This is a genomic window from Streptomyces capitiformicae (assembly GCF_002214185.1).
Classification (GTDB): domain Bacteria; phylum Actinomycetota; class Actinomycetes; order Streptomycetales; family Streptomycetaceae; genus Streptomyces; species Streptomyces capitiformicae.
The window spans coordinates 873,922-899,237 of sequence record NZ_CP022161.1 but is presented as its reverse complement, the minus strand read 5'-3'; the positions used below and the strand labels follow the sequence as shown (position 1 = coordinate 899,237).

Annotated in this window: 35 protein-coding genes; all 35 read right to left on the bottom strand. The window is 68.0% G+C overall.

The genetic code is table 11. The features are described from left to right. Positions 1 to 10: 10 nt before the first annotated feature. The 35 genes from CES90_RS04065 to CES90_RS03895 all read right to left on the bottom strand — a co-directional run bounded on the left by CES90_RS04065 (position 11) and on the right by CES90_RS03895 (position 25,299). On the bottom strand, positions 11 to 604 hold the full coding sequence (locus CES90_RS04065) for a hypothetical protein (RefSeq protein ID WP_189782988.1): 594 nt from the start codon (positions 602 to 604) through the stop codon (positions 11 to 13). Beyond that, positions 604 to 1,053 (bottom strand): hypothetical protein, encoded by a 450-nt coding sequence (locus tag CES90_RS04060; protein ID WP_189782989.1) that lies wholly within the window; start codon positions 1,051 to 1,053, stop codon positions 604 to 606. Before CES90_RS04060 ends, CES90_RS04065 begins: the two co-directional genes overlap by 1 nt. After that, complete coding sequence (locus CES90_RS04055) at positions 1,054 to 3,366, bottom strand: phage head spike fiber domain-containing protein (protein ID WP_189782990.1); 2,313 nt, start codon at positions 3,364 to 3,366, stop codon at positions 1,054 to 1,056. 16 nt (positions 3,367 to 3,382) lie between these two features. After that, positions 3,383 to 6,529 (bottom strand): hypothetical protein, encoded by a 3,147-nt coding sequence (locus CES90_RS04050; protein ID WP_189782991.1) that lies wholly within the window; start codon positions 6,527 to 6,529, stop codon positions 3,383 to 3,385. A gap of 130 nt (positions 6,530 to 6,659) precedes the next feature. After that, entirely contained in the window at positions 6,660 to 7,124 is a 465-nt protein-coding gene (locus CES90_RS04045) for a hypothetical protein (protein WP_189782992.1), read from the bottom strand. An 8-nt stretch (positions 7,125 to 7,132) separates the two neighbouring features. Further along, positions 7,133 to 7,639, bottom strand: a complete 507-nt coding sequence (locus CES90_RS04040; protein ID WP_189782993.1) for a hypothetical protein — start codon at positions 7,637 to 7,639, stop codon at positions 7,133 to 7,135. A 9-nt stretch (positions 7,640 to 7,648) separates the two neighbouring features. Beyond that, entirely contained in the window at positions 7,649 to 8,635 is a 987-nt protein-coding gene (locus tag CES90_RS04035; protein WP_189782994.1) for a phage tail tube protein, read from the bottom strand. Further along, on the bottom strand, positions 8,635 to 8,859 hold the full coding sequence (locus tag CES90_RS04030) for a hypothetical protein (RefSeq protein WP_189782995.1): 225 nt from the start codon (positions 8,857 to 8,859) through the stop codon (positions 8,635 to 8,637). The genes CES90_RS04035 and CES90_RS04030 overlap by 1 nt, the downstream gene beginning before the upstream one ends. Positions 8,860 to 8,923: 64 nt before the next feature. Continuing rightward, positions 8,924 to 9,388 carry a hypothetical protein gene (locus tag CES90_RS04025; RefSeq protein WP_189782996.1) on the bottom strand — a complete coding sequence of 155 codons (465 nt, stop codon included), beginning with the start codon at positions 9,386 to 9,388 and terminating at the stop codon, positions 8,924 to 8,926. After that, positions 9,389 to 10,228, bottom strand: coding sequence for a phage gp6-like head-tail connector protein (locus CES90_RS04020; protein WP_189782997.1), 840 nt, complete (start codon positions 10,226 to 10,228; stop codon positions 9,389 to 9,391). A gap of 11 nt (positions 10,229 to 10,239) precedes the next feature. Further along, a complete protein-coding gene (locus CES90_RS04015) occupies positions 10,240 to 10,653 on the bottom strand; it encodes a hypothetical protein (protein WP_189782998.1) in 414 nt (137 codons plus the stop codon). Further along, positions 10,650 to 10,970: a hypothetical protein gene (locus CES90_RS04010; protein WP_189782999.1), complete on the bottom strand. Its 321-nt coding sequence runs from the start codon at positions 10,968 to 10,970 to the stop codon at positions 10,650 to 10,652. Before CES90_RS04010 ends, CES90_RS04015 begins: the two co-directional genes overlap by 4 nt. A gap of 74 nt (positions 10,971 to 11,044) precedes the next feature. After that, complete coding sequence (locus CES90_RS04005) at positions 11,045 to 12,517, bottom strand: phage major capsid protein (RefSeq protein WP_189783000.1); 1,473 nt, start codon at positions 12,515 to 12,517, stop codon at positions 11,045 to 11,047. Then, positions 12,517 to 13,518 carry an HK97 family phage prohead protease gene (locus CES90_RS04000; protein ID WP_189783001.1) on the bottom strand — a complete coding sequence of 334 codons (1,002 nt, stop codon included), beginning with the start codon at positions 13,516 to 13,518 and terminating at the stop codon, positions 12,517 to 12,519. The genes CES90_RS04005 and CES90_RS04000 overlap by 1 nt, the downstream gene beginning before the upstream one ends. After that, a complete protein-coding gene (locus CES90_RS03995; RefSeq protein WP_229913805.1) occupies positions 13,518 to 14,756 on the bottom strand; it encodes a phage portal protein in 1,239 nt (412 codons plus the stop codon). Before CES90_RS03995 ends, CES90_RS04000 begins: the two co-directional genes overlap by 1 nt. 301 nt (positions 14,757 to 15,057) lie before the next feature. Beyond that, positions 15,058 to 16,563 (bottom strand): terminase, encoded by a 1,506-nt coding sequence (locus CES90_RS03990; RefSeq protein WP_189783002.1) that lies wholly within the window; start codon positions 16,561 to 16,563, stop codon positions 15,058 to 15,060. Beyond that, complete coding sequence (locus tag CES90_RS03985) at positions 16,523 to 16,771, bottom strand: hypothetical protein (RefSeq protein ID WP_189783003.1); 249 nt, start codon at positions 16,769 to 16,771, stop codon at positions 16,523 to 16,525. Before CES90_RS03985 ends, CES90_RS03990 begins: the two co-directional genes overlap by 41 nt. A gap of 484 nt (positions 16,772 to 17,255) precedes the next feature. Next, on the bottom strand, positions 17,256 to 17,696 hold the full coding sequence (locus tag CES90_RS03980) for a hypothetical protein (RefSeq protein ID WP_189783004.1): 441 nt from the start codon (positions 17,694 to 17,696) through the stop codon (positions 17,256 to 17,258). Positions 17,697 to 17,910: 214 nt separating this feature from the next. Continuing rightward, positions 17,911 to 18,162 (bottom strand): hypothetical protein, encoded by a 252-nt coding sequence (locus tag CES90_RS03975; protein WP_189783005.1) that lies wholly within the window; start codon positions 18,160 to 18,162, stop codon positions 17,911 to 17,913. Positions 18,163 to 18,164: 2 nt separating this feature from the next. Beyond that, positions 18,165 to 18,455: an HNH endonuclease family protein gene (locus CES90_RS03970; RefSeq protein ID WP_189783006.1), complete on the bottom strand. Its 291-nt coding sequence runs from the start codon at positions 18,453 to 18,455 to the stop codon at positions 18,165 to 18,167. Between the two features lie 14 nt (positions 18,456 to 18,469). Continuing rightward, positions 18,470 to 18,982, bottom strand: a complete 513-nt coding sequence (locus CES90_RS03965) for a hypothetical protein (protein ID WP_189783007.1) — start codon at positions 18,980 to 18,982, stop codon at positions 18,470 to 18,472. A gap of 163 nt (positions 18,983 to 19,145) precedes the next feature. Then, positions 19,146 to 19,403, bottom strand: coding sequence for a DUF7352 domain-containing protein (locus CES90_RS03960; RefSeq protein WP_189783008.1), 258 nt, complete (start codon positions 19,401 to 19,403; stop codon positions 19,146 to 19,148). A 15-nt stretch (positions 19,404 to 19,418) separates the two neighbouring features. Continuing rightward, positions 19,419 to 19,721 carry a hypothetical protein gene (locus CES90_RS03955; RefSeq protein ID WP_189783009.1) on the bottom strand — a complete coding sequence of 101 codons (303 nt, stop codon included), beginning with the start codon at positions 19,719 to 19,721 and terminating at the stop codon, positions 19,419 to 19,421. A gap of 140 nt (positions 19,722 to 19,861) precedes the next feature. After that, positions 19,862 to 20,134: a hypothetical protein gene (locus tag CES90_RS03950; protein WP_189783010.1), complete on the bottom strand. Its 273-nt coding sequence runs from the start codon at positions 20,132 to 20,134 to the stop codon at positions 19,862 to 19,864. Continuing rightward, entirely contained in the window at positions 20,134 to 20,346 is a 213-nt protein-coding gene (locus tag CES90_RS03945) for a hypothetical protein (protein ID WP_189783011.1), read from the bottom strand. The genes CES90_RS03950 and CES90_RS03945 overlap by 1 nt, the downstream gene beginning before the upstream one ends. A 10-nt stretch (positions 20,347 to 20,356) precedes the next feature. Continuing rightward, positions 20,357 to 20,584 (bottom strand): hypothetical protein, encoded by a 228-nt coding sequence (locus CES90_RS03940; RefSeq protein ID WP_189783012.1) that lies wholly within the window; start codon positions 20,582 to 20,584, stop codon positions 20,357 to 20,359. Between the two features lie 2 nt (positions 20,585 to 20,586). Further along, positions 20,587 to 20,889 (bottom strand): DUF7739 domain-containing protein, encoded by a 303-nt coding sequence (locus CES90_RS03935; RefSeq protein ID WP_189783013.1) that lies wholly within the window; start codon positions 20,887 to 20,889, stop codon positions 20,587 to 20,589. 2 nt (positions 20,890 to 20,891) lie between these two features. Next, entirely contained in the window at positions 20,892 to 21,101 is a 210-nt protein-coding gene (locus CES90_RS03930; protein ID WP_189783014.1) for a hypothetical protein, read from the bottom strand. Positions 21,102 to 21,104: 3 nt separating this feature from the next. Continuing rightward, the gene (locus CES90_RS03925) at positions 21,105 to 21,335 is read right to left on the bottom strand and encodes a hypothetical protein (RefSeq protein ID WP_189783015.1); all 231 of its coding nucleotides are present in this window, start codon (positions 21,333 to 21,335) and stop codon (positions 21,105 to 21,107) included. A gap of 8 nt (positions 21,336 to 21,343) precedes the next feature. After that, positions 21,344 to 21,820: a DUF6197 family protein gene (locus tag CES90_RS03920; protein ID WP_189783016.1), complete on the bottom strand. Its 477-nt coding sequence runs from the start codon at positions 21,818 to 21,820 to the stop codon at positions 21,344 to 21,346. Continuing rightward, positions 21,817 to 22,002 (bottom strand): hypothetical protein, encoded by a 186-nt coding sequence (locus tag CES90_RS03915; RefSeq protein WP_189783017.1) that lies wholly within the window; start codon positions 22,000 to 22,002, stop codon positions 21,817 to 21,819. Before CES90_RS03915 ends, CES90_RS03920 begins: the two co-directional genes overlap by 4 nt. Positions 22,003 to 22,091: 89 nt before the next feature. After that, a complete protein-coding gene (locus CES90_RS03910; protein WP_189783018.1) occupies positions 22,092 to 22,265 on the bottom strand; it encodes a hypothetical protein in 174 nt (57 codons plus the stop codon). 35 nt (positions 22,266 to 22,300) lie between these two features. After that, on the bottom strand, positions 22,301 to 22,477 hold the full coding sequence (locus CES90_RS03905) for a hypothetical protein (protein WP_189783019.1): 177 nt from the start codon (positions 22,475 to 22,477) through the stop codon (positions 22,301 to 22,303). Positions 22,478 to 22,498: 21 nt separating this feature from the next. Beyond that, positions 22,499 to 22,900 (bottom strand): hypothetical protein, encoded by a 402-nt coding sequence (locus CES90_RS03900; protein WP_189783020.1) that lies wholly within the window; start codon positions 22,898 to 22,900, stop codon positions 22,499 to 22,501. A 200-nt stretch (positions 22,901 to 23,100) separates the two neighbouring features. Then, on the bottom strand, positions 23,101 to 25,299 hold the full coding sequence (locus tag CES90_RS03895; RefSeq protein ID WP_189783021.1) for a hypothetical protein: 2,199 nt from the start codon (positions 25,297 to 25,299) through the stop codon (positions 23,101 to 23,103). Positions 25,300 to 25,316 lie beyond the last annotated feature (17 nt).

Sequence of the window (25,316 nt, the reverse complement as noted above, 5' to 3'; positions counted from 1 at the left end):
ACTCCGGTGGCTAGGTGTACCGCTCGACAAGGGAGCGGGCAGTGAGGGTGTTGGACGCTGACGCGGCAGCCCACTGAGCGGTGATGACCAGGTCGTTGGCGGCCGTGGTGTCGCGGGTGACGGTGCCGTCGGACGAGCCGAGTTGGAGTTCGCCGACGCTGCCGGTCTGGGTCCAGTTCCGGATCTCGTGGGCTTCAGCGAACCATGTGCCGGAGGCGCCGGTCGTGATACAGACGACGGCCGTCCGCACGAAGAACTCCTTGTTCGTCTGCCCGGTACCGGAGGCGGTGGTGGGGCCGAGGGTGGCAAGCAGGCTGCCCGACACCCCGCCGAGCCGGACCCGCCACGTCAGCTGGGCCGACGCCAGGAAGCTGATGTTGCCGAGGACGGCGACGCGGTAGATCGATCCGGCAGCGGCCTGGCTGGCGGGGATGGAGTAGACGCCGACGACGGTCTCGGTGGTGGTGTTCGCCACCGTGGTGGTCGCGCTGGCGGTGGTGGCGTTGCGCAGGGCCTGGAACTGGTCGCGGATCTCGGTGTTCATGGTGGAGGCGGGGACCATTTCGCCGGCGACCCAGGTACGCGGTGTGGCGAGCAGGGGCATCAGCGGCGACCCTTCTGCGGTGCGGGTCCGCGCCCGGCGTGCTCGGCCAGCCGTTGGAGCCGCTCGGTCTGCCACTGTTCGTCGGCGGGGTGGTACCAGAACTGGTGCCGCCGCGGCTCGTCGGCGATCTCGGCCTCGGCGGCGGCCGGGTCCTCGGGGAAGATCAGGGGGTGCCAGGCGTCCAGGCAGGTGGTGCACAGCAGCCAGGGGTCGGCCGGGGTGACGACGTGCGCGGTTCCGCAGGGGTGTTCCGCAATCCACCGGCCGGCATCGATTCGCGCGTACAGCGCGTCGGCTGTCTGCTCGCGGGCGATGTGCGGCAGGCGCCGCTGGGCGTGGATCTCGTGCCAGCGCAGGACCCGCTCCGCTGGCGGGACGTCATCCCAGACGTCGGCGGGCAGATGCGGCGGCGGCAGGTAGAACGTCTCGGCGCGCAGTACGGCAACCATTCAGAACCCCAGTCGTGTCGTGGTGCCGAGCACCGAGTAGGTGGCGTCGTCGAGGACCCAGCGGGTGTCCCGGTCGGTGCGCGAGGTGTGAAGCGACAGGCGGTGCTGGCGGTGGGTGATCGTCTCTGAGTAGCCCTCGATGGTGCAGGTCAGTGACGACGCCGGCGCCTGGTCCGGCAGGCTGGTGACGGTGAACGCGGACGAGACATCGGCGTTCAGGATCGACCGGTAGGTGGACAGGCCCAGCGTGGAGGCCTCCAGCGGGACCGTCCGCAGTTCCGGCAGCGGGTCGCCGAACCGGTTCACGATCCAGTTCCCGCGGTCGACCATGGCCGTGTCGGTGGTGGTGAACAGCTCCAGCGTGGACGGCTCATACGGCCCGTAGGTGTCCCTGGAGGCCGTGTTGACGATGCGGGTCTGGGAGCCGGTCGGGCGGGACAGGCTCAGCGTGTTGACCAGCTTCTGGTCGTCGTAGGCGAGCTTGACGTCCTTGGTCTCCAGGTCTGCATACGCGACGGAGAACGCGGGCGCCGGGTTGTAGCGCAGGCTGCGGGACTGGAAGAGTAGGGCGGCGCTGCTGCGTGAGGACAGCAGTTTGCCGTCCTCGGTTCTCTCTACCTCCCGCAGGTGCTGAAGCGCGCTCTGGCCCAGGCTGACCTGCCGCTCGACGGGCGAGAACGTGGTGCCCTGGGTGGTGACGTTGAGCCCGACGTAGGAGGCCAGCCGCGACATGCGGGCGCTGGAGGTTTCGCCGCTGTGCGCGGTGGTGCCGGTGGTGTAGTGGCCGGCCAGGTCGGCGGCCGTGAGGGTGCCGGACACGTACAGGGCGACGTGGGAGACCGTGCCCTGCCACAAGTTGCTGCCGTTCTGGCTCGCCCCGACGTGCAGAGTGTCCAGGTTGGCAGTGTTGTGGATGCCGCTGAACGGCCCGAGCTGCTCCACGCCGTCGACGTAGACGGCCCGGAAGTTCTCCTCGTACACGAAGTGGTGTACCTGGCCGTTACGCAGATCGGAGCCGCCGACGATGTCGGTGGAGACGCCGAACTGAGGGTGGCGGGACTCGCACATCAGGAACCCGGTGGAGGAGGAGACATACCAGATTTGGTAGTAGCCCTCGTCGGAGGAGAACACCGTGAGGATGTTGCGGCCGGTGCTGGTGGAGAACCATGCCTCGACGAGGATGAACTGGTTCGTCGACTGCGTCCGGAACTCCTGGCCCAGGTCTGCCCGCAGGTACTGGCCGTTGCCCGCATCGAGCGGGGTGAACGTCGGTGTGCCCAGGCTGTCCAGCGGCCCGGCGCCGGTGGCGAAGGTGAGCGTCCCACCGCTGCCCTCCTGCTGGGTCGTCAGGCTGCTCGGGCCGACGGTTCCGGACTCGTCCCCGCACGAGGTGGACTCCGCCCCCTCGCCCATCGGGTAGTACACCAGCGGCCCGTCGAGCAGGACCTCCTGAATCAGCATGGGCCGCAGCGCGTCCGCGCGGGAGAACCATTTGAAGATGTCCGTGCAGGTGATGCTGACCTTGCTGCCCAGGCCCTCCCATTCGGTGGGCCAGTCGTTGACCATGCCGAAGAAGCGGTTGTGGGTCTGTGCCCCGTTGCTGTCGAAGGTGGTGGCGCTGGTGCCTTCCTCGATCTGGCAGGCATCCACCCACACCACATCACCGGCGGCCGGTGTGCCGACCGCACGGACACGGACCTGGTGCGACGTGGACGTCGCCGTCCACGACACGGTCAGCCGCTGGAAGGCGTCGAAGACCGTGCTCTGGCTGCCGATGTTCGAGCCCGCGACGGACAGCTGCACCGGCGCGTCCCCGGTGGGCACCCATACGTAGGCGGAGAAGGTGTACGTCTGGCCGATGTCCAGGCCGTAGATGACCGGCGACGTCATCGTCTGCCCGCTGACGGCACCCCATGTGATCTTCATGGCGGTGGCGCCGTCCTGCAGGTGCGTGGCGTCAGTGACCCGGGTCGGGGTACCGGAGCTCGTCCACTCCGACACCCCCGACTCGAAACTGCAGTTGGGCATCAGGTTCTTGTCTGCGGAGATCACCGCAACCTGGATGGGGCAGTTGAGCACCACGTTCGGCGAGTAGGGGCTGCTCGCGCGGCCTGCGGTGAACCGGCCGTCGGAGTTGTCCAGCACCAGACTGCAGGTGGCGGGCTGGGTTTCCGACTGCTCGTTCTGCGCACCCCGGTTGTTGACCGTGACGCCCGCGTTGACGATGTCGACCCACTGCGTGATGTCGGTCCACGTGATGCTGCTGTCGGTGACGGTGTTCCCGAACCCGACCAAGGCCGCCAGCCGTGTCACCGGCCCCACCCCCCTTTTACTCCAGGCCGAGAGCGCCGCCGCCCTGGTTCCGCTTGAACGTCAGCAGGGCTTCCTGGATCTGCCGGCCGACCGCCATCGGATCCAGCACTGTGCCGTCGACATGGATGTGGAATTCGATGGGGCGGGTGCCGCCCGAACTGACGACGGCCGGCCGCCCGGCCGTCGTGGCAAGTCCCGGTGTGCGTCCGGTCATCCGCCCGGCCACCGTGTTCATGGCCCGGTCGATGAACGGCAGCCCCTTCAGGAGACCGACCCCGATACCGCGGGCGGTGTTGATGCCGTCGGGGACCAGCTTCTTCGCGGGCGAGCTGATCCCGAGGGCCGCACGCAGCGCCTTCTGCATTCCCTTGGCGATCCGCAGCATGAGCTTCTCGATCGCCTTCTGCTGGGACTCCAGCCCTGCCAGGAAGCCTTTGCCGGCGTTCTTGCCGGAGTCGTACAGCCTGTCCGCGCCGATCCGTCCCAGGGACCGGGTGGCGTCGTCCAGGCCGTGCTGCACCTTGCTGATCGAGGACAGGGTGGCCTTGTCCGCCTCGACCAGGGCGGCGGCGTAGGCGTAGCCCTCCTCCGGGCCCATGTCGAGGATCTGCCGCAGCAGCGTCTTATGCAGCCCACGGGAGGCCAGCGTCTTGATGTACGAGGTGAACTTCTTGATCCGGGCGAGCTTGCCGCTCATGGCCGTCTTGATGGTGCCGCCGGTCACCACGGACAAGCCCAGGCTGCCCAGTTGGGCGCCGCTGCGGGCACTGCCGGTGACCTGGCCGGCGTAGTCCTTCGCCTCCTTGATCCGCTCGGCGACCTTGTCCCGCTTCGCGGCGAGGCCGAGCAGCTGCTTGGTCTGCCGGTCGACCATCTTCAGCAGCGTGGTCTCCTTCTTGCCGGAGAACGCCGTCTTGATGTCCCTGGCGAGGTCGGCCGCCACCGCCTTGATCTGGTCCCGGGCGCCGGTCAGCCCCTCAAGGAACCCCCTGGCAAGGTCCTTCGCCAAGGCCTGTCCCTGCTTCGACCCCCGCGACCCGCTCGACTCCTTGCCGCGGCCACCGGCGGCGCCGCCCTTCGCGAACTTCCGGACCCTCAGCCTGTCCTTGTTGATTGCTTCCAGCAGCGGCAGGTACTTCCGGGTGGACGCGGCGTTCACCACGTACTCGGTGTTGGAGATACGGCCCGTCGCGCCGGACGCGAACAAGGCGAGGATGCTGTCCGAAGTGCCGCTCCCGGGACCGCTGATGAACCCGTTGGGCGCCATCTGCACGCCACCGCCGTCGGCATACCGGGGGACGAGCCCGCCGCGTGCGCTTTTGTTGGTGAAGTCGCGCTCTGCCTGCCGGTGGTCCCGGTATGCCTTGTTGTGGATGGTGTTGATGTAGGTGGTGGCGGTCTTGCCGTCCAACCCGTTCAGCTCGCGGTGTGCGGCTGCGACCTTCGCCTTCAGATCGTCGATCTTCGCCTGGAGGGCGGCACGTTTCGACGGCGGCACCGTCTTCAGCTTCGCCTTGGCCGTCTCGATCTGCTCGTTCCAGTTGTTGATGTTCATCTTCAACTGGTTGCGTGACAGCTTGGCGTTGGTCGATGCAGCGAAGTCGGTCGCCTTCTTCTCGGCGGTGTTGAGGGTGCTGATGTAGCCGTCTTTGAACTTGTTGAAGGAGTCGTTCGCGGCCCGGAGCTTGTCGCCGATGCCGGGCACCCAGCCCCAGAGTTTCGAGGCCGCGCCGACGGCGACACCGATCGCTTCCAGGACCCCGAGAGAGACGAGCTTCCAGGCCCTGATGATGGGCGGCGCGGCGTTCACTGCCCCGCGCACCATCTCGATCATGACGTTGGCGAAGACGCGGGCACCTTCGAGGATGGCGCCCTTATTGTCCCGGACGGTTTGGGACAGACGCTGCAGCGGGCCCTTGGCCTGGTCGACCTGTGAGAACGACGGCAGCAGGCTGCCGACGATCGCGCCCGCGGCGTCTTTCACGGTGGGTCCGATGATGCGGATCAGGTCTGTCGTGGTCTTCAGCCCGAACCCGAGGTCCTTGAAGACGGGGGTCAGCCCCTTGACCACCTGGCCCAGCCCGTCCAGCGCGCCGGCGCCGCGCACGCCCAGGGACGTGAACATCTCCCCCAGCAGCGGGCCCAGGGCACGGGCCACTTCGCCGGAGAACCGGCCGATCGCGGGCAGCACATTGTTGATCATGCTGAAGAAGCCGGTCAGGAACTTCGAGCTGCCCTCGATGCCGACCTTCAGCCCATCGAACATGCCCGGCAGCCCTCGGCCGAGCACGTCCCGGATCCCGCCCGACAACGCCGTCAGGGTCGGCTTCGACGCGGCACCGAAGGACAGGAAGGACCGGCCCAGTCCGCCGAGCCCGGACAGCATGTCGCCGACGAACTGGCGGCCCAGGGCCAGGTTCGTCTGCAGGTCCTTCTGGAACCCGGAATCCTTGAACAGCCGCCCCGCACCCTCGGCCGCCTTGCCGAAGGCGCCACCGAGTTCGGTCATCCCCCGCCCGACGATCTTGACGAGCGGGTCGGCGGCCTTCAGCGCCTTGGTGAAGCCGGGCAGCATCGCCTTCTGGACGTCCCGGCCGACGCTCGAGAACTCCTTCTTCATCCCCACGAGTTCCTTGGTGAAGGAACGCGCCTCGGGGGACAGCTTCTTGAGGGCCTTCTCGTACTCCTCCTTGCCCTTGCCCGCCGCCTCCATCGCGTCGCCGACCCCGGCGAAGCCGAGCTTGAGGGTGCCCGCGGCCAGTGCGCCCCCGGCCATCATCGGTACCAGAGCCCCGAGCGCGGGCAGCAGCGACAGCCCTGCCGCCGCCGCCACACCCAGCAGCACGCCGGACAATCCCCCACCGGAGCGGCCCAGCGCCGAGGCCGCGTCGCTGCCCGCCGCACTCACGCCGCCGAGCCCGCGGCTCACTTCCGGCATGCCGCCGGCCATGGCCCGGGCGGCGTCCGCCGCGTTGAGGAACCGGCCCCGCAAGTCCCTGAGTCGCCCGTTGGCGTCCCGGGTGAACGCCGTCACCGCACGGGAGTTGGCGTTCATGTCGTCGTTGAGGCGGCGGTGCAGCCGGGCGGAGCTGTCGCCGGCCCGGTTGAGGACGGGGGTCAGCCGGTCGTCGCCGGTAAGGATGAACCGCATCCGCTCGGACATCACTCACCTCCGCGCAGCCGTTCCTCGTGGGCGTCGATCCACGCAGTGAGCAGGTCGAACTCGTCCTCGGTTAGGTCGTCGACGTCGCGCGCGGTGTAGTGGAGGTAGAGGCCGAACAGCGGCAGGTAGGTCAGCCGTCGCTCGGTGAAGCTGGGCTCTCCTCCTGCTGCGGTTCCGGCTCGGGGGATGCCGGATCTTTTGGGGCCGTCACGTCGGCGATCGCCTGCTCACACGCCTCACGGTCGTAAGCGGAGTCCCGCAGTTCGTTGAACGCCTCGGCGAGGTCATCGGGGTTGTCGCGGTACTTGGCCAAGAGCTCCTCGGCGAAGGCGCGGACCTCGCGCACGTCCAGGCGCACGCGCAGCTCGTCCTCGAACGGGTCGAAGTCCCCGAACCGCAGGGACGGCTCGCCCCGCTTCCTGATGACCCAGGCCGCAACGCGCATGGCGCCGACGTCGCCCTCGAACATCGCCTCCTTGATGTCGCCCCAGCGGCGGTCAGCGGTGCGTTCTACGACCTGGATCTCGGAGGTGCGCAGCCGTCCCGCGTCGATGTGCTGCGGCTCTCCGCCGTCCGGCGTGTACTCGATGATCAAGGTTGCTCCTACTCAAGTCGGCGCCGCACGTCGTCCAGGACGCGGGCAACCTCGGACTCCATGCGCGGACGGTTACGGCGGGTCGTCTGGTCCCACCAAGCAGAGGCGTACTGGTTCACCCAGCGCCTCCGGTTGCCGAACACCGGATGCCGCAACCTGCCCTCATTGAGGCGGGCCGGGATGTTCCTCATGTCCGGCGGCAGACGGCTCTGATCGATCCACACCGTGGCGCCAGGGTTGCCGCCGGTGGTACGCACCGAGATACGGATCGCATCGGCGATCGTCGCCCGCAGCGGGCGCCCGTTCGGCGACGGCCCGCCCGGTCGGGTACTGCGGCCCTGGCTGCGGATCTCCAGCCCGCGCATCGTGGACTGCAGGTCGGCCTTCAGCGGCTCGGCAGCCCGCCGAATCCGCCGCTGCATGCTGCGGCGGATGTTCTCGTCACCGGCGGCCCGCAATCGGCGCTGGAGTTCGAGCAAGCTGCCGGTGTTGAGCATCCGCACATCACGCGCCACGACGTCACCTCACAGCGTTACGTCGGTCGACTTGTATTCGATCTTGTTGGCGTTGGTGCCGTCGTACAGGCCGGTGAAGTTGAACGTCGTGCGGATGACCTCGGGGCCGTCGATGGACGGCGGCTCGTCGTCGATGTGGATAGCCGGGAGCGTCACCCGGAACAGGTAGTTGTGGGCGCCCTCAATCAGGTCGCCGTTGAACTCCCACACCAAGCTGCGCGCGGCGTCGGACACGAACAGGTCCGCGAGTGTGGCGGCGACGAAGTCCGCCTCCAGCGAACCGGAGATCTTCACCAGGTCGTTCGAGATCGGCTCAGCCTTCAGTCCCGACGCGCCTGCGTAGAAGCGGTCTACCGCGAGCGGACGTTCAATCTTCACACTCACCTTGCGGATACCGTCCAAGCTGGTCTCCGCGCCGAACGTGCCGAGCTTGACGACCATCTGCCCGAAATGGAACGGGCTCATGAGCGGATACGACGCCGCCGCCAGGGTCTCCGCCTCCGACACGGTCTTGCCGTCGAACTCGAAGGTCGACGTCAACATGCCGCCGACCTCGCAACTGAACTCCGCCGAGGTGACCTTGCAGCCCGTCGCCGAGTAGTCGGCAACCGTCCCGCTAGTGAGCGGCACGCCCTTCTGGATACTGAGGCTCTTCCCGGCCGTGTCCGCCAGCGTGTGAGTCTGCAGGTAGGCGGTCGTCGCACCCTGCTGGACCGGCGTGACCGTCGTCCCCATCAGAGCCTGCAGCGGCAGCCCGAAGCTCTTGTTGGTGACCTCCAGGTCGATCGAGCCCTGCACTTCCTTCTGCGTCACCACGCGCCGCGACGACAACGCCACCAGGCGGCCGGCGGCCATGCCCTGGCTCTGGGCCGTCGTCTTCTTGAGCTGCAGGTTCTCTTTGGTGAACTCGTAGAACTTCGTCGGCGCGACAAAAGTTCCGTAAGCGCTCTCCGCGGCGATGCCGAGCTGGGAGCCGAGCCCGGATCCGATGGCCATCAGTCCTCAACTCCCATCGCGGTCTTGCCCGCGGACGTCTTCTTCGCAGCAGGTGCGGACTTCGCGCCGGGCTCCTCCACCGACTCCCACGTACCGGGCTGGCAGACGTAGCCGTCGAAACGGTCGTCCGACACCTCGACAACCTCGTCCGGCTGGACAACACGCTCCGCGCCGAGCTCGGGCACCGTCACCGGCTCCGGGCCGATAAGGCGGACTTTCGCCATGGGCTTCTCTCCTTCTGGGCATGGCGAACAGCCCGCATGCGCGCGGGCTCCTCAACGTTGGTGATCAGATACGGGCGCGGCAGGTGATCGTGAACTCGACGCCCGCCTGCGCCCCAGCCGACTGCCCTTGCAGCAGGTTTCCCGCCGTCAAGTGCGCCCACAGGACCGTGCCGTTCAGCGTCGGTGCCGTCGGCGCCGCATCCGTGGCCCGCAGCGACTCCTCCACCGCGGCCACCATGGCGAAGACACGGGCACGGCGGGCCTGCATATCCGTGTCGCCCGAACGGGACTCCGCGTAGCAGGGGATAGTGAAGTCCTCATCCCGGGTCCGAGCTCCGGCCGCATTGAAGTCCTGCACCAACTGCACCGCAGCCTCCGCGGACGGCTGGTAGCCGACGAAAACATGATCCATATCGGACAGGTTCGTTGTCGGCGGGCCGTCCACAACCGAAACCCCGGACAGTGCGGCCGAGGCGCGCAGGATCGCCAGCAATGCATCAACCGCCGCCGGCACACGAGACGTCGCCATCTACGCCACCCCCGGCGGCAGACGATGCGGCTCCAAGAGCTGCAACGCCCTGTTCGGGATCGCGTAGCCGAACCCCGCGATCGGCTCGGTGACGCTGAAGTCCTCGCCGCCGCCGATCGCCGAACCCGCCCGCGATGCCCCGTACTGGGTGCGCCACAGATGCTGAAGGATGATCTTCCCTGCGGAGGTGATGTTCGCCGGGATCACGGAACGGCCAGCCACGTAGGTGATGCGCAGCGGTCCGTACAGGTACCCGCCGTCCAGGCGCCGCACGATACCCATCCGGGTATCCGTGTCCAAGTCGGCGATCGTGTAGCTGGTGCCCCCGGTGAGGATCGCAGTCACCGACGTCAGTGAGATGACGGGGGTTCGGCGCAGTGTCAGTACGCGGGTACCGGACGGCTGGATATCGTGGTCCTCCACGACGGTGCCGCGTGCGCAGATGCCGGTGTACTGCTGCACCAGGTGAGTGATTGCCTCGATCCAGCCTCGCAGTTCGTCATCGTGCGTCGTGATCGTGGCAGCGATGTTCAGGTGCGCCTTGGCGTCGGCGAGCGACAGGATCGCCGGAGATATCGCCTCCCGCACATCAAAGCTGTCGGTATATGCACTGTTGGGCGTGGTGAACACCCACCGCACCGAATGGCGGCCAGCCTGCACGGAGGTGTAGTCGACGGTGTACTGGCCGGTGACGGACGGGGGGTTCGTCACGGCCGGGGTGGCGGTGGTGCCATCCGGCAGGGTGATGGTCAGACCCACCGTCGCGGCGTTGGCGAGCGTGCCGCCCGCGTCCTTCGAATCAGCGGCCAGACGCACCGTGTCGCCGAGGTCGAACGGCATCGCTCACCTCCTCAGACTCGAGCTGGGGGCATCTTGCGGGGCCAGCCCAGCAGAATCACCGCGCCGTAAATGCCGCCGGTCGCCGGGGTACCGGAGACGGTGATGACGACTCGCAGGTACCGCCTGTGGCCGGTGTAGCCGACCTCGAACACCGTGTCATCGTGGGAAGCACCGATCGCCGGTTCGCTGCCCTGCAGGAATTCGTCCGCAACAGCCGCCCAGCTCGACCCGTTGTCGGAGTCCTGAACCTCCACGGTATGTGTGCCGTCGGTGATGGTGCCGGTGCTGACGACGACCAGAGCAGAGCGGAAGCCGCCCTCGTCGGTCATCCGGTCCACGGTCGTGCCGGTCGTTGTGGTCGTCCGGGCGCCGGCGGGGACGATGGTCGGCTTCGCCAGGGCGACGCTGTACAGGGTCTGCCTCACGAGGTGCCTCCGTCGCTGCCCTTGGCGGGCGCCGCCTTGGGGCCGCTCTTGTCGTCGTTCGGCTTAGGTGCCGCCGTCTTCGCGGCTGCCGCCTTGGTGGTGCGCGGCCGTCCGAGGCCGCGCTTCTCGCCCGGCTCCGCAGTGGCCCGCTCCACGGTCGGGCTATGCCGGGCCACGTAGTCGTCGACCTTCTGGAACAGGTGCTCACGGCCTTTGAACACCGGGTCGCTGTCCTCGATGAGCTCACCCGCGGGCACGACACGCTTGGCGCCATTGACCGTCGTGCGGAACGGCTCCTTGCAGCGGTAGATCGCCACAGCCTTCTCCTTCCTTGCTGTGTAGGGGCGATGCCAGGGCCCCGGCTGCACGTCGGGGCCCTGGCCGCTGCCTGTCAGACGTCGAGCATCCGGAACGCGCCGTCGTTCACCGAGTCGGCACCGACGCGGTAGTAGGCGTACCAGCCGCGCTGACCGGACGGCCGGTTGTTGGAGGTGTGGAACAGATGCGGGATGAACTCGACCGTCATGCCGATCCGGTCAGCGATCACGTAGTTCGTGAAGTCGCCGTAGACGAGCACGAAGTTCGTGGCCGCCGCGGTGATCGATCCGTCCATGTCCTCAGCCTCGTAGGCCGGACGCCCCAGGAGCTGGTTGGGCACGTCCGCGCCGAGACGCTCCCACAGCGCGGCGCCACCGGAGGTGTCGAACTGACGGATGTCGTTGTAGATCGCCCGGTTCGCCAGCCACGAAGCGTTCGCCCGGTAGCGGGCCGGCAACGCGTCATCGAGGGCGTACACGTCCGCCAGCGCGAAGGTGCCGTCGGTCGCCGCGTTGATCTCACTGGACGTGCCGGTGAGCGCGGTGACAATGCCGGTGGGCTGGCCGGAGCCGGTGCCGGTGACGAACGCGGCGGCCTCCAGGTCGTCTCGGCCGAACGCCAGCAGCCGCGCCACTTCGCTGGTGACGTTGGCTTCGTCCTCCAGCGCCTCGATGGAGATGGGAACGAAGCCCGCAGCCTTGTGGATCGGCACGGTCGGCTGACCCCAGGTCGTCGAGTCGTCGGAGACCTCGGTGGCTTCCGCGTCCCACGACCAGTTGACCTGGCCCGAGGAGACGCCGTTCCACACGTCGCCGGTCGCGACGACCTTACGGGCAACCTGCCGGATCTGGTTGCGGGAGCCGTCAGAGGTGATGATCACGGTGGGATCGAGCTGGAACGGCACCAGGTAGCCGCCCTGGTTGTCCGTCAGACTCATGGCCCGCTCCAGGGCCCGCTGCTCGTCCGGCGTCACCATGTGCGCCCGGCCGGAGGCCACCTTCGACCAGGCCCGCAGGTACTCGGGGCTGGACGTGGCCAGGCACAGGCGGGCGATGCTGGCGTCCCGGTCGTCCCAGCGCTCCAGGATGTTGGTGGCCGCGGCGCGCACCGCGTCCCGGGTGCCGGGCATCTTCTCGATCGCCGACAGGGCGCGCGCCCGCAGCTCCCGCCCCACCTCGGCCTTGGGTCGGTCGAACGTGCGAACCTGGGACAGGTCCCACGGGTTACGGAACCGGGCGTCCTCCACCGAGTCGGGGTTGAGGATCGGGTCCAGGTCGTAGCCGTCGGACGGGTTGACCGGCGTGCCGCGCTGGATCTTCAGTGCGGCCGGACCGCGCACTGTGGCCGTGGTCGCCGTGCGAACCCGCTCCAGCGCGGCCTTGCGCTCCAGCTGACGGCGGTGGGTGTCAACCTCACCGAACTCCCGCGTCAGCTCGTCGAAGAGCTGCTCGTCATCGACGGTCAGCTCGTCCTTCTCGCCGAGCCGCTCGAGCTCGGTCTGGATGTCGTTGAGGCGGATCACCGCCTGCTGGTGGGAAAGCTCCATCAGTTCGTGTCCTCCACGATGGGCGCCAGGCGGGTCTTCATGAGCGCCGCGATCTCGCGGATATCGCTCCTGAGCCGCTCTGACATGGCGTTTTCGGGTGCCGACGGGTGCCCATCGGGGGGCGGCGCGTCAGGAGTTGCTGGCGGGTGCTCCCGTTCGAGCGGCGCGCCATCTGTGGTCGTCACGGCCGAAGCAGCGGCCTGGGCCGTCACTTCAGCGTCGATCAAGGTCCTCGCCGTCGGGGACGGGTGCCCTGCGGCGGGCGGCGCGTCCTCACGGTCGAACAGCAGAGCCGCCGCGACTTCGCGCCGCAGCTCCGGATCCTCGGGTACCTGCGGCAGCGCGGCATCCCGGGCAAGGGACTGACGAATCTGCCGGGTCATGTCGTCGCTGCGGCACAACTCGTGCGCCATGCCGCGGGCCCTCACGGACACCTCGGTTCCGGCGTAGGCCGGAAATACGACGGGACCCAGCTCGCGGCACTTCAGCTCGATCAGCTCTCGCCTGAGCGGCCCCCGGTCACCGGGCATCCACAGCAGGTCGAGAACCTCCTCCGGCTTCACCAGCTTGCCGTTGACGTCGCGCCACTCCTCGCGCACCACCTCAAACCGGAACGACATGCCGTTCACGGTCTTCTCTGCGATGGCGTCACGGACCGGCTGCATCAACCAGTTGTCCGTGATCCGGCCCTCCACAAAGAGGCCCTGGTCGTCCTCCCGCAGGTCGGCGATCGAGCCGATGGGCAGCGACCCGATGAGCGGGTGCCGACCGTGGTCGAACTGCATCACCGGCGTGGACTCGCGGATCGTCTTACGGAACGCGCCCTTACGGATCGACTCGGTGAAGTGCCCTTCCCACGAGTCGATCTCGGTTTCCTGGCCGAACACGGCCGCGTAGCCGGTCAGTGTCTGGCCGTCGCCCTTACCGTCCTCGTCGGCGCGGGCGAAGGTGAACGGCGCGGACCGCTCAAGGTCACGCGACGCGGGATGCAGGGTGCCCATCAGGTCCCCTCCTCGGTAGGTGTCTGCGGGGCCGGGGGCGCGGTTGTCCCAGGGGGCTGTAGCTGAACGGAGTAGAGGCCGGTGTGTTCGAGCAGCGACCAGTCCTCGGCGTCGACGGCCCGCTGCACAGAGTCGGGCGTGAATCCGGCGTCCACGAGAGCCCGGATTGTCTGCGCCTGCCGAGAGGCGATCTCCGCAGCGTCCTTGCGGTCCTCCCGAAGGAACGGCACGTCGCGGGAGTCGTACCAGAGCCGCACCGAACCCGAGCCGCCACCGGGCGGCATCACCAGCCGCGCGAAGCTGCCGGCGACGTTCTGCCACAGCGGGTGGATCGTGCCGTCTGCGAACCGGCGGCGGGCCTGCGAGTAGTTGGAGTACGTGGCGGCCTGCAAGCCCTCCGACAGCCCCACAATCACCGGAGGGACACCGGCGGCAGCCGCAATGCGGGTTTCGCCGGCCCCCTGCACCTTGGCGAAGTCGAGTTGCTGGAAGTCCTTGCCGACCACCGTCACGTCGGCGCCGCCGCCGAGATACATGGTCTTGTAGGCGTTGTCGACACCGCGGTGGCCGGCGTCCATCTTGGCCACGAACTTCTCGAAAGCCTCCGGCGCGACCTCGCGGGCGAGGGTGACGACCATGTTCGGTGTCGCGGCGTTCTCCATGAACCGCTTCTTGTGCGTATTCATCGCATTGTCGTTGCCGACCTCGCGCATGATCGGCGTCATCCATGACATGCCGCGAAAGGCCGCGAGCGGGTCAGGGGTGGGCGCGAAGTGCGCCACTTCCTCAGGGAAGAACGGCACCGGATCCGCGCCCGAGCCTCGGCCGCCTTCCTGGTAGACGTAGCCGAGTCGGCGCCACCCCAACTGTCCGCCCCGGAACTGGCGCGGCTCAAGCACGATGTCCACCCAGTCCGGGCGCATCCGCACCAGCTCGCCCTCCGGCGCCGCCCAGTACGAGTTACCGGCCAGATCCGCATCCCACAGCACCTTCGACAAAAGATCCTGCGTGGTGCCCCCCACCCAAGGCTCTTCCAGCAGGCGCAGATCCGCAGTGCCGAACATCTCCGACGGCCGGCCGTTGTTCAGGCGCTGCCACTGGAAGCGGGCCGCCGAGAACACCAACTGCCGCACAGACAGGCATGAGAACAGCACCCCGTTTGTCACAGCCCGAGTCGCGAACCCCGTGAAGTCGTTCGGGATCCGCTCCTCCGCCTGACCCGGCATCGTCTGCTGCACGCCCGTCGGGTAGTACGTCGCCCCACCGAAGGTGAAGCTGTTGACGTAGTCCTCAAGCGTCTGGATATGCCGCTGTTCTACGGGCGCCGGGCGCCCGCGACGAGCCGACCTCCATAGGCTCGTCACGGGCGCCGCCTCCCGCCGCCCTCAGCAGGGCCTACATCGGCCAGCAGCAGGCAGTACGCCACCAGGCCCATCCCAGCCGTCATCAGCCCAGCCGCCATGTCTACGGCCAGCCAGACTCCAGAAGTGAAGAGGCCGCCGCCGGCCAACACACCCACCCGCGCCAACCCGACACGGCTCACCGAAAGGCGACCCACGGCTCCACCTCCTCCTCCGGCTCCTCGATGTCCACGCCCAAGCCCCAGCGGGCGAGCGTGACGGCCACCAGCGGACTGATATCGACGTTCACCCCGCGCCGGGCCCACGCCCACGCCTCACCCAGATCCCGCTTCCTCGCCCCCGCCAGAGCCGTCGCCAGCGGCGCCTGATCCAGATGCACCAACTCGCGGGCCGCCACCGCGTCGTAGAACTGGCCGCAGGCCTGCGCGTACTGACGGGCCTTCGGCTGCACGACCTCAACGCCGAGTTCCCGCTCCAGCTCCGGGATCAGCGACCCCGCTGGCCCTGCCGCATCCACCACCCACACGCGCGGCTTCCAGCGCTCATGCAGGTCACGGGCCCGTTCAACTACCCAGCCCGTACCCTGACGGTGATCCACTACCTCGACATGGGTTGCATCACCCGAGGTGCCAGCGACTCCGATCGCCGCCCAGGATCGTTCCGGGGTCACGTCGATCGAGAACGCCACCGGATCCTCCGGCTTGCTCTCCCCGTCCGCCAGCGCCCGCCACGCGTCCTCGCCAATCACCGTCCACGTGCCGGCCGAATCCGACGGATAGTCACCCACACCCAGCCGCTCCCGCGCGAAGATCGCGTCACCCATGCTCAGCCGCTCGTTGCGGACGTGCTCCGTGCTGATACGGATCCCAAGCGCGGGATTCGACTTCGCCCACGCCCCGGGATCGCCCGCATCGTCGTGCTCGTTGCAGCCCGTCGTGCACTCCGTCACGTGCGGGTCGATCGACCACTCGAAGTAGGCGAGCGACGGATCCGGCTCCCCCGACTCCACGGCCTCCAACGCCCGGTTCCGCAGCCGCCCCAGCTGCACCGACGGGCCACCGATCCCCGCCGAGCCCAGGTACCAGATCTGCGGGTTCGGGACCGCGGCCATCGTCGGCATCAGCGCGCCCATCGCGTCATCGCCGAGGATCATCGCCTCGTCCAGGATGTTGCAGTCGCCCGTGAAACCACGGCCCGAGCCGCCCGACCGGGCCAGGAACCTGAGCACCTGACCCGTAACCAGCTCGATCGCTTCCTCACCCGTCGTCTTCCTCACCCGCAGCACACGCTTCCGCAGGTCAGGGCAACCCATGATGAGCTGCTCAATCCGGCGGAACGCAACGATCGAGGTCTTGAACTCGTGGGCGCTGTGCAGGATCAGCTTCTCGCCCAGCAGGAACAGACCCGCCAGCTCACGGGCTTCGATCACCCCGCCCTTGCCGTTCTGCCGCGGCACATTCACCGCGACCTCGAACGCCGCCCAACGGCCGTCGGCCCGCTCCCCCAGACCGCGATCCAGAATGAGCTGCTGCCACGGATCCAGCTCCAGCCCCGCGAGGGCCGACAGCTCCACAGCCTCCTGACCCGACGACGACAGGAACGGCGGCACCGTGCAGATCCGAGGCTCCTGCGAACCGACCGGGTCAGGCGCCGCGGCGGCGGGCGCGTCGAGCAGCGAGGTCATCGAGCTTGTCCCCCTCCGACTTCACCGGAGCGACTTTCCGCAACTCCAGGAGAGTCGCCCTCAGTTCGCGAGCGACCACCGCAGCCGACGTCGGCGCCTCAGTCTCTTCAAGCCTTCGCGCGAGCAGTTCAGCCACAGCCACCAGCCCCGGAGCGACCGCGGCGACACCGAGCCCGGCGATCTCCGCGCGTACCTGGTCAGGGGTCATGACGCCCCCTCACCTAGCAACCGGCGCAGACAGAAATGCCGTCCTGCACTAGACTTCCCGAGCCGGGAGACTCAGGTGTCCCTGGCCGCCGGGATTAGCGGCGGGTGATCTTGTTGGTGGTGTTGATCTACGCGATCGCGAGCCATCACAATGCGTCACCATTCGCAGTGTTTGCAATCACTAATCCACTGAAGCCCGGTTCGGCGTAGTTGATCTTCCATAGACTCCACGCAAAAAATCGGGCGACAAGGGCGGTTGGGTCGCCCGCCCTCTCACGCACCTCGATCGGATACCACCCCCCTGACCTGCGGGTATGTAGTCAGAGTGGATGCGCTCACGGGTGCCAGGCAGGACCTGATCCCTCGGCCGGCCCCCGAGCGGTGCCCGGTATGTCGGGGTGCAGTCGTCGGCACCTCCACCAGCCTCCGTTTGCACTGCAAAGCGGGGGCGGTGTGCGTGTTGCCTCAGCGTGATGACCGAGTGATCACCAAGAGCGTGATGCCTGTCGTGCGGTGGTCTGCGTGCTGCTCTTGGCCTGCTGGCTGTACCAGCGTGTCGCTACGGCCAGCAGTCCGTCGTGCCGCATGTCCCTGATGCGCTGCATCACCACGTCACGGCCTGGGTCCACTGCCACGACCTTGGCACCGAGCCGCTTGTACTTGGCCTGCCATCGGGCACTAGGCATGGTGTGGATGAGGTACACGTCGCGGACGTCGATGTGCTTGAGCGCCTCATCGATGGCCGCGTACCGGGCACGCAGCGCCACCTTCGACTGGATCTCGTCGTGGTTCCAACTTGGAGCTCCCGGGCCGCAGAGGGCGACGGTGATGCGGTCCAGGTCGATGACGATGTCCTCGGCCTTCGCACGCGCCTGGATCCATGACGACTTCCCCGCTGCGGGAGGGCCGCTCACGACGTAGAGCACGGTGCGTCACCGCAGTTGCAGCACTGCTCCCCGACACAGCCACAGCATCGGTCGGGGAGTTCGTCATGAGGCTGACGAACGTGCTCGCGTACCGGACCCGTGTCGATAGCTACGACCGCACGCCCGTGTTCATACCGCGAGGCGGTGGGCATCGCGATGATTTCGTGGCAGGCCGGGCACTCGAACGGGATGGTGAGGCGGTCGGTGGCCATGCTCACCACCTCCGGGGGTGAGGTGCGCCGCGTCCAACGCACGTGGGGCTGTGCCACTTGAAGAGGCGGCAGGCGAGGCGGCGCGGTACGACGTAGACGAACTCGCGGGGTTCGCCGATGAGGAAGCGCAGCCAGTACTCAAGGCCGGTGGCGGTGTAGCTGTACTGGTACCAGCGCGGGACGGTTGGTCGGCAGCGCTTCAGGGCTATGCGGACGTGGTCTTGGGGCTTCGCAAGGTCGTCGTCGTATGCCATGGTCACCACCTCCGTGAGGACCGTATCGGCTGTCGTCCAGCGTCGGTGCGGTTGCCGCGCTGACTGTTGCACCGTCGGTGCGCCGAGCGGGCGTTGGCCGGGTCGAGGAGATCGCCACCGCGGGACAGCGCCAGGGCGTGGTCGAGGGTGAACGCCCACCCACTGGTCTGCGCGTCACGCCCCGTGAGCTCGTAAGCGATGTCGTCACCGCACCACCAGCATGGCAAACCGAGGGCCCGCTGCTGCTCGCACAACCGCCGGTAGGGGCGCCCGTTGCGCGGGTTGCCGGCCACGGGCGCCTCCTGACTCAGGGTGTGGCGGTGGCGCCTTGCTCGATCAACTCGTTGGTGACTTCTTCGATGGCCTGGTCGAGTTCCTCTTCGGACAGGTCACCGCAGGCGCCGTAGCCAGTGGTGGCGTCAACGGCGTCCGAGGAGTCAATGAGTTCGTCCTCGATCCATTCCCGGCATTCGTCGGAAATCCCGGTGGTGCCAACCTCGGTCCCGGTGACGTCAGGCACGGGGACGCCGTCACCGAAGGCGTCTTCCAGCGCGTCGTTGACGACCTTGTCGGCGTCGTCGCTGCCCATCCACTCCTCGGTGACCTCACCGACCAGCTTCTCCAGGGTCTTGGTGTCGATGCCTGTGCAGGCTGCCGGCCGGCTGCCCTTCTTGCCGGTCTGTGAGGCCTCGTGGAGTTGCTTGGCGAGTGCTTCCTTGCAGGCGGCTGGGCTGGCTTCGGTGTCACTGGCGCCGCTGCAGGCTGTGACACCAGCGGCGAGTGCAAGCAGGACGGCAGGCAAGACTGTGCGGGTGCGCATGGTTTCCCCCCAAGTGCTTCTGGTGCAGGGAGGCATCATGCGCTGCCGTAGGACGTCGCGGGGTCGGTGTGGCCGTGCTGTGACCCTATTGGGGGTCCCGCCGCTCGTGGCGGGGGTGCTTCGGGCGGCGGGACGTCGGGGCTGCCGCCGGACTGCCCCGAGCTCAGGGGGTTTCGATGAGGTGCCAGACGAGTTGCCCGCCGGGCGTGAGCGTGGTGCCGCGGTAGTGGGTGCCGTCGGGGATTGGCTGGCCGGTTCCGTAGATGCGGAAGTGACGTGCCGGGAGGTCGTCGCGCCGCCATGCCCAGAACTCGACGATTTGGGGATCACGGCAGTCAACGTGGATTGGTGTGCCGCATCCGCTGATCTCGCGCCAGCGGTCATCGACGGGCACCTCGAAGCGATGGATCGTGGCGGCCACGGCCATCCCCTTCTGTCAGGCGGCCCGGCGGACAGCGGTGGCGTTGTCGCGGGCTTGACGCTTGCGGTCGAGGTCGCGCTTGCGTCCGCCGCGGAGTGGCCGGTCGGCGCCGTTCAGCCAGGTCTTGTATTCGGCGTCGGCGAGGGCTGGCCGGTAGTACAGCTTGGGCCCGTTGCCGACGACGTCGACGTCGGTGAGGTAGCCGCGGTGGACCCAGATGCGGATCGTCTCGGGGGTGATCTGGAAGAACTCGGCGGCCTGCTTCGCGGTCCACAGGTCTTCGGGGTCGATCTGGTCGAGCGGCGGGTTGTGGAACATTGACGCCTCCGCTCACGGCAAAGGCCCCCGCAATGCGGGGGCCTTGGGTGTTTTTGGGCAGCGTGTAGCTGGTGCGATCGACGTTACAGCCTGTGCCGGATCTTGTCTACGAGCATGGGGTGCGGTATGGCGCGTGTCGGTCAGCGCGGGAATGTGACGGTCATGGCGCAGCTGCTGATGGTTTTCCCGGCTTCTTCGTGGGCGGTCGTGTGGGCTTCGTCGTCTTCGGTGTTGCAGACGAGGCGGCCGTCCCAGGTGTGGGTCCAGCCGCATGTGGGGTCGCCCCATTTCTCGGTGACGATGTCGATGACGGCCTGCTCGGTCGCTCCGTGGGGTGTGTAGCCCTGGTTCGTCTCGCTGGTGCCGCACAGGTCGCAGACGGCGACGAAGCAGGCAACGGGTCGCGTGGCCATCAGGTGCGGGCCTTCTCGCGGATGTCCCAGACGAGGCCGAGGTCGTCGACTTCCACGATGGTGCTGCAGTCACCGCACTCGTACTCACGGTGGCCGTGGGCGTCGACGGGCTTGCCGTCCATCGGGCCGTAGCAGCAGTCAGGTACGCCGTCCTCGATCTCCATGGCGAGGTCGAGTGTCATGCCGTAGATCGTCGGTTCGGACTGGCACATGGCAATCCTCCTATCGGTAGGCGGGGCCGTCGTAGCGGACGAAGACGACCTTGGCGGCGGGGTGTTCGCGTTGCGTATCAGCGATGTCGCCAGCGACTGCGCCGAGACTGTTCGTGGAGTTGAAGCTGAGCAGCCGACCGGTGTTCTGGTCGTACAGCCGGTAGTGGATGTCCTCGGACAACGGCTCGTGCACAGAGTTGCGGCTCGGCAGTTCCTTGCCGTTCCAGATGTCGGGCATGGTCAGGTCCACTCCCAGTTCTGGCCGGCGCGGGCGGCCCGGTTGGCGGAGTCGCCGAGGAGGGTGGCGAGTTGGGCCCATTCGGGGTTCATGGCACGGTGGTTGGCGGCTTTGGCCAGGAGGTCGCCGATGCGGCCGGCCTCAGTGGGTGGGGTGTGGACGGGGACGCTGAGGTGGCCGTCGAAGAGGTGGGCGATCTCGCGCCACTCGGGCCCAGTGAGTGCGTGGGCGAGGTGCTGGCCGAGGTTGCTGATGGTGAGGGCGGATCGGGTGGAGGGGACGCCGTGGCTGATGCTGATTCCCACGGTTACCGCCCGATGGCGTTGCCGGGGGCCATGCGGATGCGGCCGTCGGGTTCGTCGGCGGCGAGCCAGTCGTGGTGTTCCTGGCAGAAGTAGAGGCCCTTGACCTTGCGTTCGGTGCAGAAGCGGTTGCCGTCGTTGTGCCAGCTGCCGATCTGTATCTGGTAGCCGCAGGTCTGGCTTGCGCGGTCGGGTTCGTGTCGGGTGAATTTCATGGCTCACTTCTCCTGTAGCGAGTAGCTCGTGATGGTGACGTTGGCGACGGGGATGCCATTGCTCTGCGCGTACCAATTGGTGAGCCCTGCGAGGAGGGATCCCACGGTGGCGCCGGGCTGCGTGTCGTAGCTGCCTTCGATGCGCTGGGTCGTGAGGGTCCCGTACCTGAACGTGGCGTCCCAGGCGTAGCGGCTGGCGGTGAGCGGCGTGTTCGGGTTGCTGTAGTCAGCCATGCTTTCTCCTAGAGCATTCGGGCGTGGGCGAGGGCGGCGGCGCGGTCGAGGTAGAGGAGTGGTTGGCGCGGGCCATTCCGTGAGTCGTTCCAGGAGGGGATGGTTTCCGCTCCTGGGAAGTCGCGCTGAATGGCGTCGAGGAGGACGCGGCAGGCGTCGTCTGCTACTCCCCCGGTGGGTGCTTCGGCTCGGATGGCTCCGATGAGGCAGTTGGCGCCTTGCTCGTCGCGTAGTGCCCCTGCGCACCAGCCGTCGGTTTCGAGTCGGACGCGCGCCTTGTGGAGGGTGACGGCGAGGGGTGTGCTGTAGGGGCACGCGGTGGGGGGCTGCGTGATTTCGGCGGGTACCTGGATGACGTCGTCGAGGTTGACCTTGTGGGTGTTGATGCGGGCGTCGACGGCGAGGGCGGCGAGGGCGAGGCGCTCGTCGAAGGAGAGCGCCTTCGTCGCGGCGGCTGGGGCGCGGTCGAGAGCCTTGGCGGTCATGATCGCGCCTTGCCGTTGTCGCACTTCTCGGGGCAGGCGACCGTGCGCTGAACGCCGCCGAAAGCGGTGTAGAGCACGCCGTTCCCGGTGCAGCACCAGCACAGGCCCCTCGCCTGCGCTTCGGCTGGGGAGAGGGGGCCGTTCTGCGCCTCCCACTGCTGGTCGGTCATTCGACCGGGCATGATGAGGGTCTCCTCGTTCGATCTGATTCGGGCGGGGTGGGAAGGGGCGCCCCTGTGTGCTGGCAGGCTGGAGGGGCGCCCCGGCTGAGTTAGTGCGAGGCCTGTCGGGCGGCGCTGATCTCTGCGTCGGTGATTCCGGCGGCGTGGGCGGCGGCGATGATGCGGTCGCGCTGTTCGAGCTGGTGCGCTGCGGGCTCGGGGGTTCGCGCGATCAGGTTTTCCGTGTTCGCTGCGAGCGCCAGCAGTTCCTGCCTCGTGACCATGTGCTAGATCCCTTCTCCGGTTGTGTGGTTTTGGGCTACTGGCCTTCGCCGCGCTGGCGGCGCATCTCGGCCTTGAGGTCTTCCTCGGTCGCGCCGAGGTCGTAGGCGCGGCCCACCGCGCGCATGACCTGTTTCGGGTCGGTGAGGCAGGCGGGTCCGCCGTGCGCGATCACCTCGCGGGCGGCTTCCTCTACGGCCTGCTGCTGGTTCATCTCGTGTCCTTTCAGTCGTTGTCAGACGCGCCAAGACCCGAGCGGGCGGCGCTTCTTCGGGTCGCTGCCGTCACGGACGCGCTTCTCGAGGCCACGGAGTTCGGCCTCGTCGAGGACGCCCTCGTAGCCGGCGGGCAGCGGCCCGGCGACCTGGGGGGCGGGTCCGGCGAGGTTCCGGAGGCCCTGGGGCGGGGTGTCGTAGACGGGGCCGTAGTTCTGGCAGAACTGAACGGCGTCCATGGAGCCGGCGCTGGGGGTGTTGGTGAACGGCCGCCGTTCGGTGAAGACGATCTGGCTGTAGGTGCGCTTGTCTTCGTAGGGGGCGAGGTTGGTGGCCATGTCGCGGACGACGTAGTAGGGGGTGTTGAGTTTGGCCTGCTTCGCGAACTTTTTGGCGTCGCCGGGCTGCCAGCACTTGGACATGGGTGATCTTCTCCGTTTCGGGTTTGTGGTGGTTTGTCGGGTGGACAGTGACAGGTTTGCCCCGGTCTGCACCCCGGACGCGGGTGGACGGAGGGTGGACGTGACCCGGGTCGCGTCCGGGTGCCGTCCGGGCGACAGACCGGGACGAAAGGGATCCTGTCCGGGCGACTGTCCGGGGCAAAGGGTGCAAAACGACGGGGTTAGTTACCTTCGAGCAAGGCGAGTGCGTCCGCGATATCGGCCCGCTTGTAGCCGTTCACGCGGTTCGGCCTGCCAGGGATCGTGACCTTCACCGTGCCCCCGGCACCAGCAGCCCGCAGGAGCTCGCCGAGCCGCTCCTCCGTCATACCGCCGCCGATGATCTCGGCCATCTCGTCGAGCTGCGCCACATCCCGGCCCAGCGTCGTCGTCATGGCGATCAGACACCCGCGCAGCGCGTCCATCTGCATCCGCTGCTCCGGCGTGTGGTTCAGCACGTTCCGGCCCGGCACACCGTCCCGCTTCGGTCCGCCAGCCGCCGAGGACAGACCGGTGGCGTTGAGGAGGTGCTTCTCGATCGGGTCGTCCCACTGCCCGGCCAGACGGCCCGCAACCTCGCGGATCTTCGCCGCCTTCTCCAGCAGCATGGTGATCTCGCCACGCTCGTCCTCGTCCAGGTCGAAGGACCGGGCCAAGTCGGTGACGCCGGCGAACGGGTTGACGAGCCAGCCGAAGCCGGGCCGGGGCGGATCGAACTTGGAAGCGTCCCGGCCCGCACTGGCCTGGCCGCCGCCGAGGATCGCGTTGGACTGGGTGGCGTTCTCCACCCGCATCGCCCACCTGGCGCCGCAGTTCATGGCGAGCGCCTGCGGGATGACGTCGGCCTCCGGATACTGGGTGATCAGCACCATGAGGATTCCTGCACCGGCAGCCACCGCAGACAGCTCGATCAGCGCCTCAAGGATCTCGTCGCGCAGCGGCTTGCCGGGCCGAGTGTAGGTGGCCAACTCGTCGATGACCAGCAGCTCGATGCCGCCGATCTGCTCGATGACGGGCCCGACCAGCTTCGACTTGCCGAGCTTGCCGAGGTCCCGTTCGCGGCGATCCTTGTCGGCGAGCAGGGCCTTGAGTAGGGCGAGCAGCCGCTCGGGGTTGGGCTTGAAGTACGTCGAGGCGACGCCCGCCTTGGCGTAGGGGTCCCACTCGCCGTTGTTCTTCCCTGCCACGATCCGCAGGTTGATACGCGGGTCGAACGAGGTACCGACGACCAGATTGGAAGCGCCGACGCCCTTCCCGGACCGAGTCATGCCAGCGATCACATACGACTGGTTGTTGATCGCAAGCCGGATGGTGATACCCCGCTTGTTCCAGGCGACCGGCACCCCCTCCTTCCAGGCGTCCAGTTGAGCCGGGGCCTTGAGCAACGGCGACGGCCTGGTCTCCTCGAACGGGTCGCGGTCCGTCATCCAGAAGGATGTGCGTACCTCTGTTCCGGCCTTCTCGATGTCGACCATGGACACGTCGCGGCCGAGCGCCCCAGCCAGCTTCGGCAACTTCTTCTTCAGCTCGGCGACGGTGGTGCGAGGCGGAAGATCGAAGACCACGGTCGTGCTTCCGTCCTTCTCCCGCTGCGGGACGGCGAGGATCTGGATCTGCTCGTTCGGCTTGACCTCGCCGATGTTTCGGAGGGCCTGATCAAGCTCGTCAACCGTGAGCGCCGGGGGCGGCGGGGCGTTGAACTCCCGCATCCCCGGCTGCGGTTCCGGCTTCACCAGATCCACGGTTGGGGCGGCCAGCTGCACGGTGGTCGGGGCAGGTGCAGGCTGGCCGGCGTCGAAAGGGCGCGATACCAGGTACCAGCCGTACCCGGCGGCCGTGCCGAGGACGGCCAGCAGTGTGGGCTGACCGTTCCCGGCCTGCTCGATGGCCGCGCCGAGCGCGGGGAAGGCTGCGAGGCCACCACCAGCGACGATGGCGGCACGCTTGGCCTTCGCACCGGCCCGGGCGGCGTTGATCTCCCGGTCGTTGGGCGGGAGCACGGGCGTGGCCTGGAGCTCGGCGAGCCGGGATTCCTCGGCCGCGACCCGCCCGCCCAGTGTGGCGAGTGTTCCGGCGTTGACCGTCTCACCGGCTTCGGCGCGGGCCTTGGCGTGGGCGAAACGGCCGTGCGCTTCGGCGGCTGCCCGCTGCTGGTTGGCGACCTTCTCGGCGTGCTTGCGCTGCTTGGCTTCGGTGGCGGCCTGGATGACGGCGACCTGGTCGAGGTCGCCTGTGGCCAGCCAGTCCTTCGTGCGGGCGGCGGCGTGCCCGTACTGCGTCTTGAGCGCCGCTTTGGCGCGGTCGCCACGGGTGGGCTCGGCGGCCTCCTGCGCCTCCTCCTCGACGGGCTGCTTCTCGACGGGCTGTGCTTCGGTGGCCACTGGCCTGATCCTTCCGG